We start from the raw sequence: 17,932 nt of genomic DNA, 5'->3' as shown, positions 1-17,932 counted from the left end.
ATCTGCAATCTGTGTAAAATCGATGGCACTCCCGTCGGAACTATTCAGGTTTACCTCGTCGAAAGAAAGAGATTCGATTCCGGCCGGTGTAAACTGTTTAACCTCAAACTGAAGTACAAGAATATCCCCACTCGATTCGGATGGAAGTGACGACGTTCTGGTCACTGATACACCAACTCTTCCCTGAGTAATTACATCCCCGATACTTAGCCCTCCTGAACTTAAACCGGTATTTTCAACCTGAACAAATTCGAGGTGATCAGGACTAAAGATTATCTCTGCCGAGAAAAAATAGAAATCGATTTCAGTATCTACAGAAACCGTAGCGGTTAATATGTCACCCGGTCTCAGCTCTTCGTTGTCAAATTGTACAGTCAGTTCTGGAGTTTGAGAATAAACCGTAGAAGACAGGAAAATTGACAACGCACATAGAAGTGGTACAATAAAGTATCTCTTCATTTTTCTTCCCCATTGATTTTTATTTTGAAGTATATCCGGCTCTCTTTTCATTCTAACACCGGATGCGAAGTAGTACAGGCAGTTTGGTCTTGATTATTACATCTGCCCTGGTAACCCTATACCCAATACAAAAGATTTTTAGATAAATTTCAATTAAAATTTAACCAATTAGCTTTATTTCTCTCATTTAATTACCAAAACTACTTTATCAGATATTATATATAAGGCAACAGGCCTTTAATTTGAACATTCGTTTTATCCATCTCAATATTATTTAAAATAATCTGTAAGGAATTCCTATTATTCGTGTCTTAAGTAAAAATACCTACTTTTAATCATTACATTCACAGTTGGCAACTACGTTCGCTTAAGCACTGTTTCATTATGTCAGATTGGACCTTCGTAGAAGAAATTGTTGATCAGGCCTTGTCTCTGCCCGTTGAAGAAAGAGAGCATTTTATCACAGAAAAGTGTGAGGGTAATGAAAAGCTCAAGCAAGACATTATCGACTTTTTAAATTCCATTAAAGAGTCGGATGACATGTTTGATAATGTGCGATCAGTCAAGAAGAATGCCTTTCAAACGGTTGTTAAAAAAAATACCAACTCCCCAATCAGCTTAATCGGCACAATCATTGATAAATATAAGATCATTGAACTGATCAGCCACGGAGGTATGGGGAATGTTTTTTTAGCTGAGCGATGTGACGGGCACTACACACAAACAGTTGCATTGAAGCTCCTTAGGCATGGTATGGAAACCCCGGAAAATATTTGCCGTTTTGAAAAAGAGAGAGAAATATTAGCAGGATTAAACCACCCGAATATCGCAAAACTCATTGATGGAGGAGTAACAGAGTTTGGGCTCCCTTATCTAGTAATGGAATACATAGATGGAATGCCTATCGACGACTACTGTGACGAAAACAGACTGACGTTAAAAGAGAGAATTACGCTATTCATTTCCGTCTGCCAAGCTGTTCAATTTGCTCATAACAATTTGGTTATCCACCGGGATTTAAAGCCGGCCAATATATTGGTTGAAGATAACGGTCATATTAAAATATTGGACTTTGGTATTGCAAAACTGATTGAAGACAAAATTGAAACAGACCTGCACAATGAGGTTACTTCGCAACAAGTGCTAACACCGGGCTTTGCTGCTCCTGAACAGATCACCGGTGAAAGCGTAAATACAGCAACTGACACCTATTCACTCGGAATCCTACTTTACCGAATTCTATCCGGTTGTAAGCCATTTAATTTCAACAACTTCAGTCCATTTGAACGACAAGAGATCATTCTATACCATGAACCGAGATCTCCTTCGGCACAATTCAACGAAAATCTGGTATTTGATCAGGAGAAAATTGCTCAAAAGCGGGGGATTTCTGTTTCAAAACTGTTCAACTCGCTGACTGTTGATCTTGATGCAATTGTTCTAAAGTCAATCAGAAAAGAACCTGCCAGCCGGTATCAAACCATCGAAAGCCTGGTTGACGACTTAAAAAGATATTTATCCAACCTACCGGTTTTAGCCCACCAGGGAAGTGTGTCTTATAAAGTCAAAAAAGTACTGCTGAGAAACTATAAGCTAATTTCAGCAGCGGCAGTGTTTATTATTTTTACTGTTACGTTCAGTTTCTATCACACTAACAGAATTACTGAAGAGAGAAATATTGCGCAGTACGAAACATTAAAAACAGCAGAAATTTCATCCATGCTGTTTGATCTTTTCGATGCTCACTCTCCGGATCAAGCTCTCGGGCAGCCAATTACGGCAGAAGAACTTTTACAAAAAGGGTTGGAACGAGCTAAAAAGCTTGATGACCAGCCCGAGCTGCAGGCACAGATGTATAACGTAATTGGAAAAGTTTATCTGAAAATGGGTTCGCTACCGACAGCACAACGTCTCCTCAATGACAGTGTAGAACTCTATACGGAAGTTCTGGGACGGAATCATGCCGATACAGGCCTGGCTATTGCTGATCAAGCATCTCTTTATAGTGCCTTTGGCGACTACCCAAGGGCAGAGCGGCTTTTTGAGCATGCCCTGGCCATCCTGGATAACACATCCGGTTCACAGATGATCAATTTTGCTGACATCATTAGTGAACAAGCCTACGTGCTTCGTAGACAGGGTAAATACATTGAAGCGGAAGATGCCTTCAGAAAAAACTACGATCTGCTCAAAAATCAACTCGGAGAGCAACATGAAAAAACGATTTCAGCAAAAAACAGTATTGCCGTAACCATCTTCAACCGGGGGGAATATGAGGCTGCTGAGCAGATGCTTCGTGAGGTTTTGAAAGAGCGCCAGCAGGTTTTGGGAGATACTCACCCCGATATTGCTGAAAGCAAAAACAGCTTGGGGGCACTGTTAATGAATCTTGGCCAATTCAATGAAGCTGAACTACTTTTCCGGGAAGCATACGAGCTGAGAAATAGAATTTTAGGATCCGACCATCATAAAACACTACTTACATTGAACAATTTGGGGATCATGCAGCGGGATCAGGGGAAGTTTGAAGAAGCTGATGCCACGTTCCAAAAAGTTACAAAGCTAAAGGAGAATCGATTCGGTACTTTCAGTGTCTCAACAGCCATTAGCTATTTTTCTCACGGAGAACTATATCTAATGACCGGTGATACAGACAAAGCAGAAATAACATTAAGAAAAGCTTTTGTAATTTTTGATGAGGTTTTGGGTGAAAACCACTCTTTCTATGCTCGAACCAAAATGAACCTGGGCTATAACTATCTGCTGAACGATCAGTTGAGCAAAGCTGAAGAGTACCTAATGGCCGGATACGATACAGTATCAGAAATCCATCAAAAAAATACCCTGGAGCTCGCTATTGCAGACTACCAGGTTGGCTCGCTGAAAGTGAAACAAGGTGAATTCAGACTGGCAAGCCGCTACCTGAATGATTCACTCGATGCCTTCGAAGAAATTGAGCAAACGGAATCGGTACGAAGAAAAATTGTAAGAGACGAAATACAAAAGCTCAATCAGTACGCATCCACTGAATAATTATCCTTACCCGGCAGTACTTATACCCACCATTAGCTAACAAACCTGATTATTTCTATTTTCACCCGAACTTAGAGCGCGAATTCGTTCGCATATCCGTTGCATTTGTATCCAAAAGTTTACCGCATTATCTATGATATCCAAAGAAGTACTCAAAAAGATCCGCAAGCTTGAAATTCGAACCAAAGGATTGGTGAACAACATTTTTGGCGGTGAGTATCAGTCGGCTTTTAAGGGTCAGGGCATGGAGTTTACCGAAGTACGCACTTACACTTTTGGCGACGACATCCGACAGATCGACTGGAATGTGACAGCCCGGAATGATGAACCCTACATTAAAGTATTTGAAGAGGAACGGGAACAGACCTTAATGCTCTGTGTGGATATCTCTCCCAGTGGTTTTTTTGGGAGTCGCTCTCAGACAAAAATGGAACTTGCCATCGAAATTTGTGCCGTCTTAGCCTTCAGTGCAATTAAAAACAGTGATAAAGTCGGCATGGTTCTGTTCAGCAATAAAGTTGAAAAAGTCATCCCTCCCAAGAAGGGTAAAACACATGTTTTAAGGCTAATTCGGGAGCTCTATACAACAGAACCGACCGGAACCAGTACAAATATTGCAGATGCATTATCTTATGTGAATAGGTTGTTAAACCGTAAATCGATCATTGTGTTAGCTTCTGATTTTGAAGATCGAGATTTTGAAAAGCAACAGAAGATCACCTCTCGAAAGCACGATCTGGTGAATCTGGTAATTCGAGACAGATTGGAAGAGGAGCTGCCGGATGCCGGAGTGATACCCCTTATAGATGCAGAAACCGGTAAGCGAAGAATTGTGGATACATCTGACCGATCGGTGCGTACAATCTACAAAAGAAATGTTCTGAGGCGCAAACAGGAACTCAATGACTATTTTATCAAAAATAAGATGGATTTTGTGGACGTCTATACAAATGAGTCCTACATTCGTCCTCTTACCTCTTATTTCCGGCGTAGAATCCAGCGTTACTGATTAGCTCCCTGTCGTATCATCCCTTTTTTCTGCAGAGCTTGACGCCAGATCCCGGTGCAGGCTAATATCATCGAGACGGGTTTCATAAAGTTGAACGGTGGATCGATACTCTTCAACAAATCTTTCCTCAAGAGACTCTGCGGCCGGCAAGTCTACAGTTACGGAATTTACAGGTTGATCATTAACATAGAGTCTGTAGCAGAGATGCGGTCCGGTAGCCAGACCGGTTTGCCCAACATATCCAATGACCTGTCCCTGCTTAACTTCAACTCCCGGGCGGATACCTGCTGCAAATCGACTCATATGAAGATAGGCGGTTTTATAGCTATTATTATGCCTGATTTGAACGATATTTCCATTACCACCTCTATATTGCGCCTCTGTTACAACCCCATCACCCACAGAAATAATCGGAGTTCCTGTCGGTGCAGCATAATCAGTGCCATAATGTGGACGCCGCTGGTTTAAAATTGGATGCAGCCTGCTCCGTGAAAACCCGGAACTAATGCGTTGACTATAATTGAATGGAGCTTTGAGCAGCTCTTTTTGCATACTGTTTCCCTCTTCATCAAAAAAGCCGCGCCGTTCATCATTTTCGAAATAGTACGCTTTATGAACACTCCCCCGATGCTGGAATTCTGCTGCTTTGATATTACCTATTCCCAGGTACTCTCCATTCGCATACAAATTTTCATAAATCACTTTAAAATGGTCACCGCTTCGAAGAGCAAAGAAGTCGATTTCCCAGCCAAATACATCCGCAAGTTCTACACCGAGTCTCTGTGATACTCCCTGACCAATAATCGTTTCATAGAGAGAACTGTTGATAATACCGGCTGTTTCAGCTTCTTCACGGATAATTGGAATACTGTTTAATTCAACCTGAATATCATTTTTCCACTCAATGGTAGCATAGTTAACCTTGGATCGGTGCCAAACCATTGCAACCGCATCACCATTCTTCTTGTAAATTCTGTATTTCTGTCCCGGCATGATTCGCCGCAGATTTACGGTTTCAGAAGCTATATTTTGAATATTGTAGATTTGCTGTGGCGAAAGCCCATGATTTCTTAGAATAATATAGAGACTCTCATTTCTCTTAATCACATCCTCGATAATCTCGAGATCGGAATCCTCAGTAACAAATCCATATATATCTTTTGCCGGTAAAGGCGGAATCTCAACCAACTCCTGTATGGTAATTATATTGTCCTCAAGCTCTTCCGGTTTTTCCGGTCTTTCAAAAAAGGCAAAAGAGATGACGGCAAGCAGGATAACAAATCCGCCTAAAGCAATTCTTGGCATCGATCAATATTAAGTTCACTGGTTAGTCCTTAAAGCAGTGCAAAATTAATAGAATCTCAGCTCGAATCATAATTTCATGGGCCGATCAAATAATGTTGTTCTCTATTCGTTTAGCCTTTTCTTATCTTAGTCGCTTTCAAACCATCAAAGACGCAACACACATTACCCTGTGTACATGTCATTCCGCTATTACATTCTATCATTTTTATTATTTGGGTTCGGGTTTACTCTATCTGTTAATGCTCAACAGATTTTTACATTCGTAGAAACAGACTCTGTTGAGGTGGGCGATATTTTTGAATTCACAATTGTTGTCAGTGGTCACGATCAACTCCTCTCCTATCCTGATGGCGAGGATTTTGAAGATGACCTTGAGCTCCTTGAACGCAACCGCTATCAAACCGGTGCCGGCAGAGACAGCCTGGTTTACAGGCTTCAGTTTTTTGGGACGGATGATCTGACAATTGCAAGAAAATCGATCTCTCTGAGAAGCAGTGATAGAGATACAACCCTCTACTCAAATCCTGTACCGCTCTTTTTTCGAACGGTTCTCTCCGGTGAGGATGATGAGTTCAGACCGCTGAAACCGATATTTGAATTTGCCCGTGCAGTCTACCCATGGATTTTAGGAATCATCGCTGCACTGCTGCTCGGTTATTTGATTTACCGCCATTGGGAAAAATTTTACCCCACCGATGAACCTGAAAAAGTGCCCTACTCTCCCAAACCATTTAACAATCCGCTTGAACAGCTACGTTCTGAACTGAAAGCATTGCCGGATACGACTTCACTTTCCGGTTTTGGTGAATTTGAATCCTTCTATATAAAGTTAGGAGATTCCATTCGGCGATACATAAAAAGAGTACACTCGATCCCGGCGATGGAGATGACAACATCAGAAATTACTTCTTCATTAAAAAAAGGGTTTACATCACCTGAACTGATTGCCGTTACCAAAAAAGTGTTAAACAGTGCAGACATGGTCAAATTTGCCCACTTTGAACCTACACAAGAGATGGCTGATCAAACATTGGAAAAAGCCGGAGAATTTTTGACGATTGCGTCAAAATTTGATTCAGAAGTAATTGAAAGCATGAGGATGGAACATGAACGGAGTGAACTTGAAAAAATTCAAACTACAGAAGAAAACGAATGATGAGCTGGGCAAATCCTGAGTTTTTTTGGTTGCTGCTTCTACTACCCGCATTCCTGGTTTTTAGAGTATGGAAATTTCTATCAAATAGAGACAGTTCATTCATCTTCTCTTCAACCGAAAAGTTGAGAGAGATACCGGCGGGCTGGCGAAGCTATCTAATCTGGCTTACTCCAATCATTTACACTGTTTCATTCATCCTTTTTGTAGTTTCAATGGCTCGTCCTCAGCTTCAAAACAGCACGGTTGAACGGTCTACTGAGGGCATTGATATTGTTATTAGCCTCGACATATCGTCCTCTATGCTGGCGGAGGATATCAAACCCAATCGCCTGATTGCCTCCAAAGAGCTGGCCCGTGACTTTATTGACAAACGGATCTCAGATCGAATTGGCATCAACGTTTTTGCACGGGAAAGTTTTACTGTAGTTCCTCCAACGCTCGACTACAACCTACTCAAAAACATGCTCGAAACCGTTGATTTGGGAATGGTTCGGGATGGAACGGCAATTGGCATGGGGCTGGCCACCGCAATTAACAGGTTAAAAGACAGCAATGCAGAATCGAAGGTAATCATCCTATTAACGGACGGAATGAACAATGCCGGTGAAATTGATCCGATAACAGCCGGGGATATGGCTGCTTCATTTGGAATCCGTATTTACTCCATCGGTGTCGGCTCAAGAGGAACTGCACCCTACCCGGTTGATGACCCTATATTTGGCCGCAGATATCAGAATGTGGAAGTAAATATCGATGAAGAGATGCTCACTCAAATCTCGGCCCAGACCGGTGGAAAATACTGGAGAGCCACCAATGCAGAGGAGTATGAACAAATCTACAATGAAATCGATCAGCTCGAACAGTCTGAAATTGAAGAGATTATCTACATCGACTATGAGGAGCAATATTTTCCCTATCTTTTGGCAGGTATCGTGCTGGTAATCTTTGGGTTCTTAAATGAACGCTTTCTGACCCGATCTCCGTTATTTCAACCCTAATTTTTTTTCAATTACAGTTTACGATTTAGCAAGTTTCATTCATTATGTATGACCTGATTCGCTCATTTATACTGAACAATGTTCCGGTTAACGATCTGAATACCGCATTGAATGAGCAGAAGCGTATCTACTTAAAAAACTTTTTAGGCTCTGCTCCCCTTTTTGTGATGCCTAAACTAAATAGCAGCGGCACTCTTCTCTACATCACAAAAGATATGGAACGTGCGGCCGCCGTAGCAGCTGACCTCGAACAACTCTCCTCTGATAACATCTACCTTTTTCCTCCCACTCGGCGCAAACCGTATGATTCAGAAAAAGTTGTAGATATGTCGGTTCTGGTACAGCGTTCGGAAGTGCTTGAAAAAATCAGTTCGGGTGGAAAGGGAATTATTGTAGCATCCATCGATGCCATCGTTGAGAAATTAGTGCCGGCTGATGTTTTTCATGCATCATCCATCAAACTTGAGAAAGGCACTGAAATTGAGCCGGATGAGCTGTCTGAACAACTGGTTGATCAGGGCTACACTTCTGTTCGATTTGTGGATGCACCGGGTGAATTCGCCATTCGAGGCGGAATATTTGACGTCTATCCATTTTCTGGTGAATATCCGGTCAGGCTGGAATTTTTCGGAGATGAAATTGATACAATTCGAGAGTTCGATCCAAACACTCAGCGATCTATTGCATTTCTGAATGAAACCCGGCTGGTTCCAAATGCCGGTGGGAATGGAAAAGATCAAAAAGAGAGTCTGCTTGCCTATCTCCCGAAAGAAACTCCCATTGTGGCGGAGGATCTAGACGAACTAACGGCCGAGGTAGAGAAGTTTTTTGAAAAAGCTGAAGCTATATACAATAAGCTCGAATCGGATGAAATTCCTGAGCCTGGCTACAACTATCTGCAGTCGGAAGAGTGGAACCGGGAGATTGAACAACGTGGACTGGTACTTCTCGGTTCATTCAACCGATCCGTCTCTTTTGATCAAACCATTAAGCTGGATGCCTCCCCCCACCCCTCTTTTCAGGGAAATTTTAAACTGCTGCGGGAGTATATTTCCGAAAAGTCAAAAAATGGCGGGCAGACCTACATTCTGGCTGATCATGAAAATCAGAAAGAACGGTTTGAAGAGCTACTTGGTGAGCCCGGTGATGATTTCCGTTATCGAGTAGCCACTCAAACCCTGCATGAAGGATTTATCCTGAACGATGCAAATGTTGCCGTTCTGACAGATCACCAGATATTCAACCGTTACCACCGTCCTAAAATGAAACGAAAGCGGGTTCGGGGCGGAATCTCTTTTAAAGAACTAAAAGATCTGAATATTGGAGATTTTGTGGTCCATGTGGATTACGGGATTGGGAAGTTTGCCGGATTTAAAAAGATAGATGTTCGTAATACAACACAGGAAGCAGCAGTACTTCGTTACAAAGAGGACTCCACGCTTTATGTGAATGTGTCGAGTCTTCATAAGATTCAGAAATACTCGGGAAAAGAGGGGAAACAGCCCCGAATTACCAAGCTTGGATCCGGAGAATGGGCTCGAAAAAAAGCGACAACCAAGAAAAAGGTAAAAGACATTGCTCGTGATCTGATTGAGCTCTATGCAAAGCGTAAAGCTCAAAAAGCCTTTTCATTCGCCCCCGACAATTCGTGGCAAACTGAAATGGAAGCCCGTTTTGAGTATGAAGAGACCCCCGATCAAATGGAGGCGATCCAGGCAGTGAAAGCCGATATGGAGTCTGAACAGCCGATGGACCGCCTGATCTGTGGTGATGTTGGATTTGGGAAAACAGAGGTGGCTGTTCGCGCTGCATTCAAAGCTGTAATGGATCAAAAACAAGTTGCCGTGCTCGTTCCAACCACCATTCTGGCTGACCAGCACTACAAAACGTTCAAAGAGCGAATGAAAGATTTCCCGGTTGAAGTGGAAGCCATCTCCCGATTCAGAACATCGAAAGAGCAGAAGGAGATTGTCAAAAAGCTTGAACAGGGAAAAGTAGATATACTGATAGGCACTCACCGAATTGTGTCTAAAGATGTCAAATTCAAAGATCTTGGACTTCTCATCATTGATGAAGAGCAGCGTTTTGGGGTGTCTGTAAAAGAGAAACTCAAAAAATTCAGAGCCAGCGTGGACGTGATGACGCTAACGGCAACTCCCATACCGAGAACACTGCAGTTCTCCTTGATGGGTGCTCGGGACCTGAGTATCATCAACACCCCGCCGCCTAACCGGCAGCCGGTCTATACCGAAATTCATAGCTTAAATGAGGAACTGATTCAGGATGCAATCATCGAAGAGATTTCACGGGGCGGCCAGGTGTTTTTTATTCATAACCGGGTAAAAAATATTGAAGAGATTGCCGGAATGATTCACGATCTGGTACCGGACATTCGAACCCGTTTTGCACACGGTCAGATGCCCGCCTCCAGGCTGGAAAAAATTATCAAGGATTTTTATGATCACCGGTTTGATGTGCTAATCTCTACCAATATCGTTGAAAATGGCATCGACATTGCAAACGCAAACACGATCATCATCAATAATGCAAATCAGTTTGGTCTATCAGAACTGCACCAGTTACGAGGTCGTGTGGGGAGATCAAACCAAAAAGCTTTTTGTTACCTGATCACCCCACCCATTCAGAATCTATCCCCCGATGCCCGTAAACGATTAACTGCACTTGAGGAGTTCTCAGATCTCGGCTCAGGCTTTAACATTGCAATGAGGGATCTGGATATCCGTGGAGCCGGAGATATTCTGGGAGCAGAACAGAGTGGATTTATCTCTGACGTTGGATTTGAACTCTACACGAAAATTCTGGATGATGCCGTAAAAGAGCTCAAAGAGACAGAATACAAGTCTATGTTTAAGAATGAAAAGGTTTCGATTGATCTGCCTGAAACCCAGGTTGAATTTGACCTTTCTGCCTATCTGGAAAAATCGTACGTGCGAGACAACGTGGAACGACTGAATCTTTACCGCAAACTTTCTGAAGCTCAAACATCAGCACAGATTGACGACTGGATAGAGGAGGTAACCGATCGGTTTGGAAAAATTCCTGCATCAGGTATGAACCTAGTAAAAGCAGCTAAAATCAAACTTCTTGCCTCAAAACGTCTGATTAAAAAAGTCACGGTTCGTTCAAACAGAATGTGGCTGATGGGTCCGAAAAACAACAGTGAGCTTGGAGAACATTTTTATGGATCCGGGTTTTTTCAAAAGATGCTGGAACAGATACAACAGAATGAGAAACATCCATACAAGGTGGTTCAAAAAAATGATACTGTTACACTTGTAATCAGTAACATTGAGAATGAGGAGTGGGCAATTGACTATTTGAACAATCTCCCAATTTTTGAAAATGAACAAACACCTATAACGGTATGATCATTAAACTGGATCAAGCAGTTGAGCTCATCAAAAGCGGAGATGTGGTGGCCTTTCCAACAGAGACGGTTTACGGGTTGGGGGCAGATGCATTTAATATACAGGCGATCAAAAAAACATTTGAACTGAAAGGCCGCCCATCTGATAACCCCCTTATTGTTCATGTTAGTAACCAGCAACAGGTTGATTCTGTCGCAGAGCAGTTACCGGAGGAGTTTGAAAAACTGAAACAGGCATTCTGGCCAGGCCCTTTAACGATGATTCTACCCAAATCGGACCGGGTTCCTGATCTGGTAACCGGAGGCCTTAATACTGTTGCCGTTCGAATGCCCGATCACCCGATCGCACTTAAGTTAATTCGTCAGACAGGCCCATTAACCGCTCCAAGCGCCAATAAAAGCGGTAAACCAAGCCCAACTAAACCGGAACACTTAGATCAGGACTATAAGGAGGGAATCCCCATATTGGATGGTGGAAGTTCTGAAATTGGACTTGAATCAACCATACTTGACTTGACCATTTCACCTCCCGAAATACTTAGACCCGGTGCAATAACCGCACATCAGATAGAAAACGTTACTGGGTCCACTGTCACCGATTTTCGAAATCGATCACTCTCTGATACGGAACCTGTAAAAAGCCCGGGCTTGAAGTATACCCATTACAAACCGGCAGCCACTGTAAAATGGATGAAAAGAATTCCGGCCACGCTCAATCAGCACACAATTTACATCGTTCACTCCAAAAAAAATTGGCCTGACCACCCTCAAATCTTCTCATATAAAAAAAATTATGCGCGGTTAGCCCGGGATTTATATGATGTTTTCCGAACTGCTGACCACCTTGGTTATTCAGATATCGAAATCGAGCAACTACCTGATGCAGAATCAGATAGAATGATTCATGCCCTTTTAAACAGAATTACCAAAGCTGTTGGAACTGACGAATAAGACTTTTTATCTTAATATATTTTATCAATTCTCAAAAAAATTTTACGCAGTCGTAAACGATTTCAAAATCTAATTGTGTTAGGTGGATGTCTGATTGAATGATTTTATATCAGAATTCTTAACCCCAATTAAATACAATTAAAATGAAATCACTAATTACGATTAGAAAGTTACTGCTGTTTATTGCAGCTCCCATTCTTTCTTTAACACTTCTTACCGCGTGTGGAGATGATGACGGACCGGTAACTCCTCCGCCATCTGAAGATCTAAACTTAGTAGAATTAACCCAAAGCGATGAAAACTTCAGCATCCTTGTCGATGTAATCGTTGAACTGGGCCTTGATGACGACCTCGCCTCAGGCGAATTCACAGTATTTGCTCCAACAAATGCAGCTTTTAATGCACTGCCTGATAGTGTACTTTAAAGCCTTACCAATGAGCAACTGCTTGACATCGTTACATATCATGTAACCCAGGGAGCCGTTCAATCCGGTGACCTTACTGCGCAACAAGATGTTGTAATGCTCAATGAAGAGAGAACTCTGGTTAGAGCAAGCGCAGCCGGCGTTAACATAAACGGATCATCAAATGTTGTAGATGCAGACCTTTTAGCTACCAATGGTGTTATCCATGCAATCGATGAGGTTCTGTTGCCAAGAGATATCAAAGTTGCACTTGAAATTCCAAGCCTTGTTGAAGTTGCAGAAGAAGCAGGGAATTTTGAAACACTTCTATCGCTGGTTGAAGAGGCCGGCTTAACCACTACCCTTCAGTTCTTAGGGCCTTACACGGCTTTTGCTCCAACTGATGAAGCTTTTGCAAACCTTGGTGTGGATGCGGGTTCCCTATCTACAGAGGAACTTACGTTTATATTAACTTACCACGTGATTGCTGATGCTGAAATTGCTTCCGGTGACCTGCAAGCACAACAAACTGTTGCCTCAGCAGCAGGTGAAGATCTGTACATCACTGCCGGCGAAGAGGGTGTGTTTGTTAACGGAAATTCTGAAGTCATTTCTCCGGATGTGGATGCAGCAAACGGAATTATTCATGTTGTAGACAATGTACTTCTACCGAATGCATTTTTAAATAATGTTCAAGTTGCCCAGAAGAACTACAATTTCACAACATTAGTAGACCTGATTGTTGATGCAGATCTCGTGGAAACAGTAGCTACTACTGAACTGACGGTATTCGCTCCCACTAACGATGCTTTTGAAGCACTTTTTGCAGAAGTAGACCCTACTTCTTTGTCTGCTCAACAAATAGAGGATATTTTATTCTATCACACAGTAATGGGTACAATTCTATCAGGTGACTTACAGACACAACAAACCGTAGAATCAACTTTAGGTGAAGACCTTTACATAACAGTTAACGGTGAAGTAGGCGTAAACGGAAACTCTACAGTTGTAGCTGCTGATATTCAGTCAACATCCGGTGTAATTCATGCAGTTGATAATGTCTTACTACCAAATGAGTTATTGAATACTGTAGAAGTTGCTCAAAAAAATTACAACTTCACTACACTGGTAAGCTTGATATCTGATGCAGGATTAGCAGATGCAGTTGCAAGCAACGAAATAACTGTATTTGCACCAACGAACGATGCTTTTGACGCACTGTTTGAGACAGTTGATGCAAGTAGCTTAACTGGAGATCAAATTGAAGATATTCTGCTCTACCACACAATACTTGGAGCACAGGTTCCTTCAACTGCATTAGCCCCTGAGCAAACAGTTGAGTCAGGTTCTGGCGAATCACTCTATATCACAGCAGATAATGGTGGTGTTGTAGTGAACGGATCTTCAAACGTAATCACTGCGGATATTACATCCGGATCTGATGGTACTATTCACGTAATTGACTCCGTTTTGTTACCTAATGCATTTCAGGACATTACTGCGATTGCACAGAAAAATTACGATCTGAGCACGCTTGTTGGACTCTTGGTTGACTTTGAACTGGTAGAAACACTGCAGGGTGACGGGCCATTTACAGTATTTGCACCTACAAACGCAGCTTTCGAAGCAATTGAAAGTGTAGTTGCTGGGTTAACCGAAGAACAAATTGTAGATGTCCTCACTTATCATGTACTTGCTGCAAATGTTGAGTCCGGTGATCTACAGCCAACTCAAACTGTAGAAATGTTAAATGAGCAAGAGATCACAATTACCGTTAGCGGCGGCATCGTAACGATTGAAGATGCCAATGGTGATACTCCTGAAGTAATAGTAGCCGATCTTATCGGTACAAACGGTGTGATTCATATTATAGACGCGGTACTTGTACCTGCTCTATAATTTCACTCAGACACGTCATTGATTAAAATGACAGAAGGCGGCTCAGCAGTTTGAGCCGCCTTTTTTATTTTACCAGGTCCATCGGTAGAATCGAGAGCTTTTCTGCACCCAATGAGGTTTACCCGGATACTTAATTCTCATATTAACCAATGGCCAGAATAGCTTAGCGTAGATGCGATCAGGCCTGATATATTCCGAAATACCCTCTCCTTTTAAGATCCCCTTTTTTGATTTTATAAATGCTGTTCCCTCGAAACGTTGATAAAAAGGACCGCTATCTGTAACCATCTCCTTCTGAATTAATCCATCCAATTTTTGGCCAGTAAATTCGACCTTTCGGGCACTATAAAGTCCAAACCGGGAGTATGAAAAATCCTGCTCTGACAAAGAATCCAGTGTTATTATATTAGCCCGGTCATTTTCAATCAACCACCCGTGGCGATGCCATTTCCCGCCAAATTTCATTAGGTAATAAACCAATGTCAGGTCATCAAAATGGTATCTTCCCCAATACCACTCATCAAATGACTCCTTCATCGGTTCAAACCCCGTGTTGTGATCGTGATACCCCACCCCTTTAAAATCTATTTCAAATGTTCGATGTCCTTCAATCAACAACTCTCCTTCTACGTTACATTTAGGCATGATCAAATTCCATGTATGGTCTCCATTGCTTCTTTCTGCCCCGTTTAGCTGCAATTTACCTTCTGGATGCTTTCCGGAAAATTGAAGTTCACCTTTCAATTTATCACCATTTGATAGTGATTGATTTAATTTTAGAGAATAGATTAATCCTGATTCCTGTTCATTTCCCTCAAAATAGTTTTTCCTTACCGTTCCACTCACTGCATTATTTGAAAAGAGTGCCTGTTCAGGCAACACCTCTTCAAAACTGTAGAAAATGGGCTTCCCATTCTTATATATTGAAATACTGATAGCCGGAAAAATCACTGCGAGATTGTTAACACCTGTTTCAATCGCCTGAATGTATCTGCGCGAAAATGGGTTACCTTCATAGAAAATCACAACCAGGCTGTATCCGTCTACACTTTTGGCATCAAAATACCACCATTCATACGAACCGGGAACCGGCTTATCCGTTTGAGTATCTTTAGTAAAATCTGATATAATCTGCATATTAATTGAATCGCATTAACTAAATAATCGGCTTATTAACGCGGACTGTATTTATAATACTTAATTTTCTATGGGTATCACTTTGCTCCATTATTTGCTCTTAGCAGCCTTTTTTTACCTGATTATCACATCATTTATTTTGATCAGAAACAGGTATGAGCTTACTGAGTTGCCCAACTCCTCATCTGAGGTAGAACATAGCAAATTTATCTCTGTTTGCATTCCTGCCCGTAATGAAGAGATGAATATTGGTAACCTTTTATCCACAGTTCTGAAGCAAAACTACCCTAACTATGAGGTGATTGTATTAGATGATCAATCCACCGACGCCACCCCTCAAATCATCGATCAGTTTAAAAAGCAGTATCCGAAAAAACTTACATCTTATACGGGTAAGCCCAAACCGGATGACTGGCTCGGTAAACCATGGGCTTGCCATCAGCTCGGGCAACATGCAACCGGCGATCTTTTGCTTTTTCTTGATGCCGACACACAACTTGAAAAAGATGCCCTCGAAAAAGTAGCTGCAGGTTTTAGTGTATACAACCTCGATATGCTAACCGTTTGGCCCCGACAGGAGCTCGTTACGTTCTGGGAAAAAACGGTTATACCGCTTGTATATTTCGCACTCATCACCCTGCTTCCTACTATTTACGTCTATCGAAAACCCCGCTGGATGCCTGATCTATTTTATCAATCCATTAGAGATAAATTTGCTGCAGCTAATGGACAGTGTGTCGCATTTAAAAAAAGTTCGTATCAAGCCATTGGCGGACATACATCCGTTAAAAATGAAGTAGTAGAAGATGTTGCCCTGGCTCGCAATATCAAAAAAGCAGGACTACAAATGAGAATGTTTACAGGCTTAAACTCCATTTGGTGCAGAATGTACCAATCCCATGAAGAGATGTTTGAAGGATTTCGGAAAAATTTCCTGGCCGGATTTGGTAACTCCCTTCTGCTTTTTACCCTAGCAGGTTTGCTACATTTTTTGGTATTCATTCTGCCATTTGCCGTTTTATTTGGACAGCTGTATTTCTACAACCCTCTGCTCTTCTTTCTCTCAGCTGCTGCAGTTTCCATCATATTCTTACAAAGATTTCTTGTTTCACAATGGTTTCAGTGGGATCCCCTTTATGTATTTCTTCATCCAATCGGTGTTTTATGGTTTCAAAGATTGGGGATCACCAAAATTTTTGACAAATTATATCAAAGATCATCTACCTGGAAAGGCCGAAACGTGTAAAGGAGACAATATCATCTCAATTCTTCACCCATTTTTACAATATGCAACACCGCATGTTTATTTTTATTCATCAAGTAAGCTATATTGGTAATAGATGAAGGATTGGATTTCAAAATATATCAAATATCTGAAGATTGAGAGAAACGCATCTTCTCACACACTCACGTCCTATCAAACTGATTTAAATCAGTTTCTGGCATTTTGTGCTTCAAATCTGGAAATACAAGAAGATCTGATTGAGTTGAGCAAAATCGACCGGCTGATGATTCGTCTTTGGCTTGGAGCACTGAATGAAGACGGGTTGAAAAGAAGCTCCATCGCCCGAAAAGTTGCCTCAATTCGATCATTTTTTAAATACTGTTTCACCCGTGGTGGAATTCAAAAGAACCCGGCACATTTGCTCATTGTCCCCAAAAAAGAGAAGAAACTTCCAAAAACAATTCAGGTTGAAGAGATTGATCGTTTGATGGAGTTAGTGGATGATGGAACGCCTGAAGGCAATCAGGATTTAGCAATTCTTGAGCTATTCTACTCCACAGGTATTCGACTGAGTGAACTTACCGAACTCAACAGATCGAATCTTGATCTATCGGGGAAACAGATCATTGTTACGGGTAAGGGTAACAAACAGCGAATCATTCCGTTAGGTAATAAAGCGATTAAAGCCTGCAAACGTCATGTGAGCACCCGAAATGAATTATTTGGTAATCGTACAGATGCTGATGCACGAAAAGCTCTTTTTATTGCTCCGGGCGGTCAACGCATCTATCCGCGTCTTGTTCAACGAAAAATAAAAGACTATTTAACCAGAGTGAGTGAGGTAACCCAAAAGAGTCCGCACGTTCTCAGACACAGTTTTGCCACACACATGCTCAATTCCGGTGCGGACATCCGCATCATCAAGGAATTTTTAGGTCATGCAGATTTGTCGGCTACCCAGATCTACA

12 protein-coding genes and 1 pseudogene are annotated in these 17,932 nt (G+C 41.9%); 10 read left to right on the top strand and 3 right to left on the bottom strand.

Annotated features, from left to right (window positions below; genetic code table 11):
- On the bottom strand, positions 1 to 459 hold a 459-nt coding region (locus BG260_RS12185; protein WP_141691598.1), incomplete at its 3' end, for a cohesin domain-containing protein.
- A gap of 384 nt (positions 460 to 843) precedes the next feature.
- On the opposite strand from BG260_RS12185, the gene BG260_RS12180 reads away from it, so the two are divergent.
- Complete coding sequence (locus BG260_RS12180) at positions 844 to 3,492, top strand: serine/threonine-protein kinase (RefSeq protein ID WP_069133089.1); 2,649 nt, start codon at positions 844 to 846, stop codon at positions 3,490 to 3,492.
- Positions 3,493 to 3,625: 133 nt separating this feature from the next.
- Positions 3,626 to 4,501 carry a DUF58 domain-containing protein gene (locus tag BG260_RS12175; protein ID WP_069133087.1) on the top strand — a complete coding sequence of 292 codons (876 nt, stop codon included), beginning with the start codon at positions 3,626 to 3,628 and terminating at the stop codon, positions 4,499 to 4,501.
- On the opposite strand, the gene BG260_RS12170 is transcribed toward BG260_RS12175, so the two are convergent.
- A complete protein-coding gene (locus BG260_RS12170) occupies positions 4,502 to 5,806 on the bottom strand; it encodes a M23 family metallopeptidase (protein WP_069133085.1) in 1,305 nt (434 codons plus the stop codon).
- 175 nt (positions 5,807 to 5,981) lie between these two features.
- On the opposite strand from BG260_RS12170, the gene BG260_RS12165 reads away from it, so the two are divergent.
- From BG260_RS12165 to BG260_RS12140, 6 genes and pseudogenes are all read left to right on the top strand, one after another.
- Complete coding sequence (locus tag BG260_RS12165) at positions 5,982 to 6,962, top strand: hypothetical protein (protein WP_069133083.1); 981 nt, start codon at positions 5,982 to 5,984, stop codon at positions 6,960 to 6,962.
- On the top strand, positions 6,959 to 7,960 hold the full coding sequence (locus tag BG260_RS12160) for a vWA domain-containing protein (RefSeq protein WP_245683964.1): 1,002 nt from the start codon (positions 6,959 to 6,961) through the stop codon (positions 7,958 to 7,960). The genes BG260_RS12165 and BG260_RS12160 overlap by 4 nt, the downstream gene beginning before the upstream one ends.
- A gap of 44 nt (positions 7,961 to 8,004) precedes the next feature.
- On the top strand, positions 8,005 to 11,349 hold the full coding sequence (mfd, locus tag BG260_RS12155) for a transcription-repair coupling factor (protein WP_069133081.1): 3,345 nt from the start codon (positions 8,005 to 8,007) through the stop codon (positions 11,347 to 11,349).
- Positions 11,346 to 12,299 carry an L-threonylcarbamoyladenylate synthase gene (locus BG260_RS12150; protein ID WP_069133079.1) on the top strand — a complete coding sequence of 318 codons (954 nt, stop codon included), beginning with the start codon at positions 11,346 to 11,348 and terminating at the stop codon, positions 12,297 to 12,299. Before mfd ends, BG260_RS12150 begins: the two co-directional genes overlap by 4 nt.
- Before the next feature lie 143 nt (positions 12,300 to 12,442).
- Positions 12,443 to 12,943 (top strand): annotated as a pseudogene (locus tag BG260_RS14410) (fasciclin domain-containing protein); the annotation flags it as partial.
- Positions 12,944 to 12,949: 6 nt separating this feature from the next.
- Positions 12,950 to 14,602, top strand: a complete 1,653-nt coding sequence (locus tag BG260_RS12140; RefSeq protein WP_408005569.1) for a fasciclin domain-containing protein — start codon at positions 12,950 to 12,952, stop codon at positions 14,600 to 14,602.
- Positions 14,603 to 14,671: 69 nt separating this feature from the next.
- On the opposite strand, the gene BG260_RS12135 is transcribed toward BG260_RS12140, so the two are convergent.
- The gene (locus BG260_RS12135; protein WP_069133073.1) at positions 14,672 to 15,739 is read right to left on the bottom strand and encodes a hypothetical protein; all 1,068 of its coding nucleotides are present in this window, start codon (positions 15,737 to 15,739) and stop codon (positions 14,672 to 14,674) included.
- A 70-nt stretch (positions 15,740 to 15,809) separates the two neighbouring features.
- Here BG260_RS12135 and BG260_RS12130 point away from each other — a divergent pair, with 70 nt between their 5' ends.
- The gene (locus BG260_RS12130) at positions 15,810 to 16,985 is read left to right on the top strand and encodes a glycosyltransferase (protein ID WP_069133071.1); all 1,176 of its coding nucleotides are present in this window, start codon (positions 15,810 to 15,812) and stop codon (positions 16,983 to 16,985) included.
- 94 nt (positions 16,986 to 17,079) lie between these two features.
- On the top strand, positions 17,080 to 17,932 hold an 853-nt coding region (locus BG260_RS12125), incomplete at its 3' end, for a tyrosine recombinase XerC (RefSeq protein ID WP_069133069.1).

Origin of the sequence: Rhodohalobacter halophilus, assembly GCF_001715195.1 — a bacterium.
Lineage (GTDB): Bacteria > Bacteroidota > Rhodothermia > Balneolales > Balneolaceae > Rhodohalobacter > Rhodohalobacter halophilus.
Note: the sequence above shows the minus strand (reverse complement) of the source record. Positions and strands in the feature narration are given on the sequence as shown.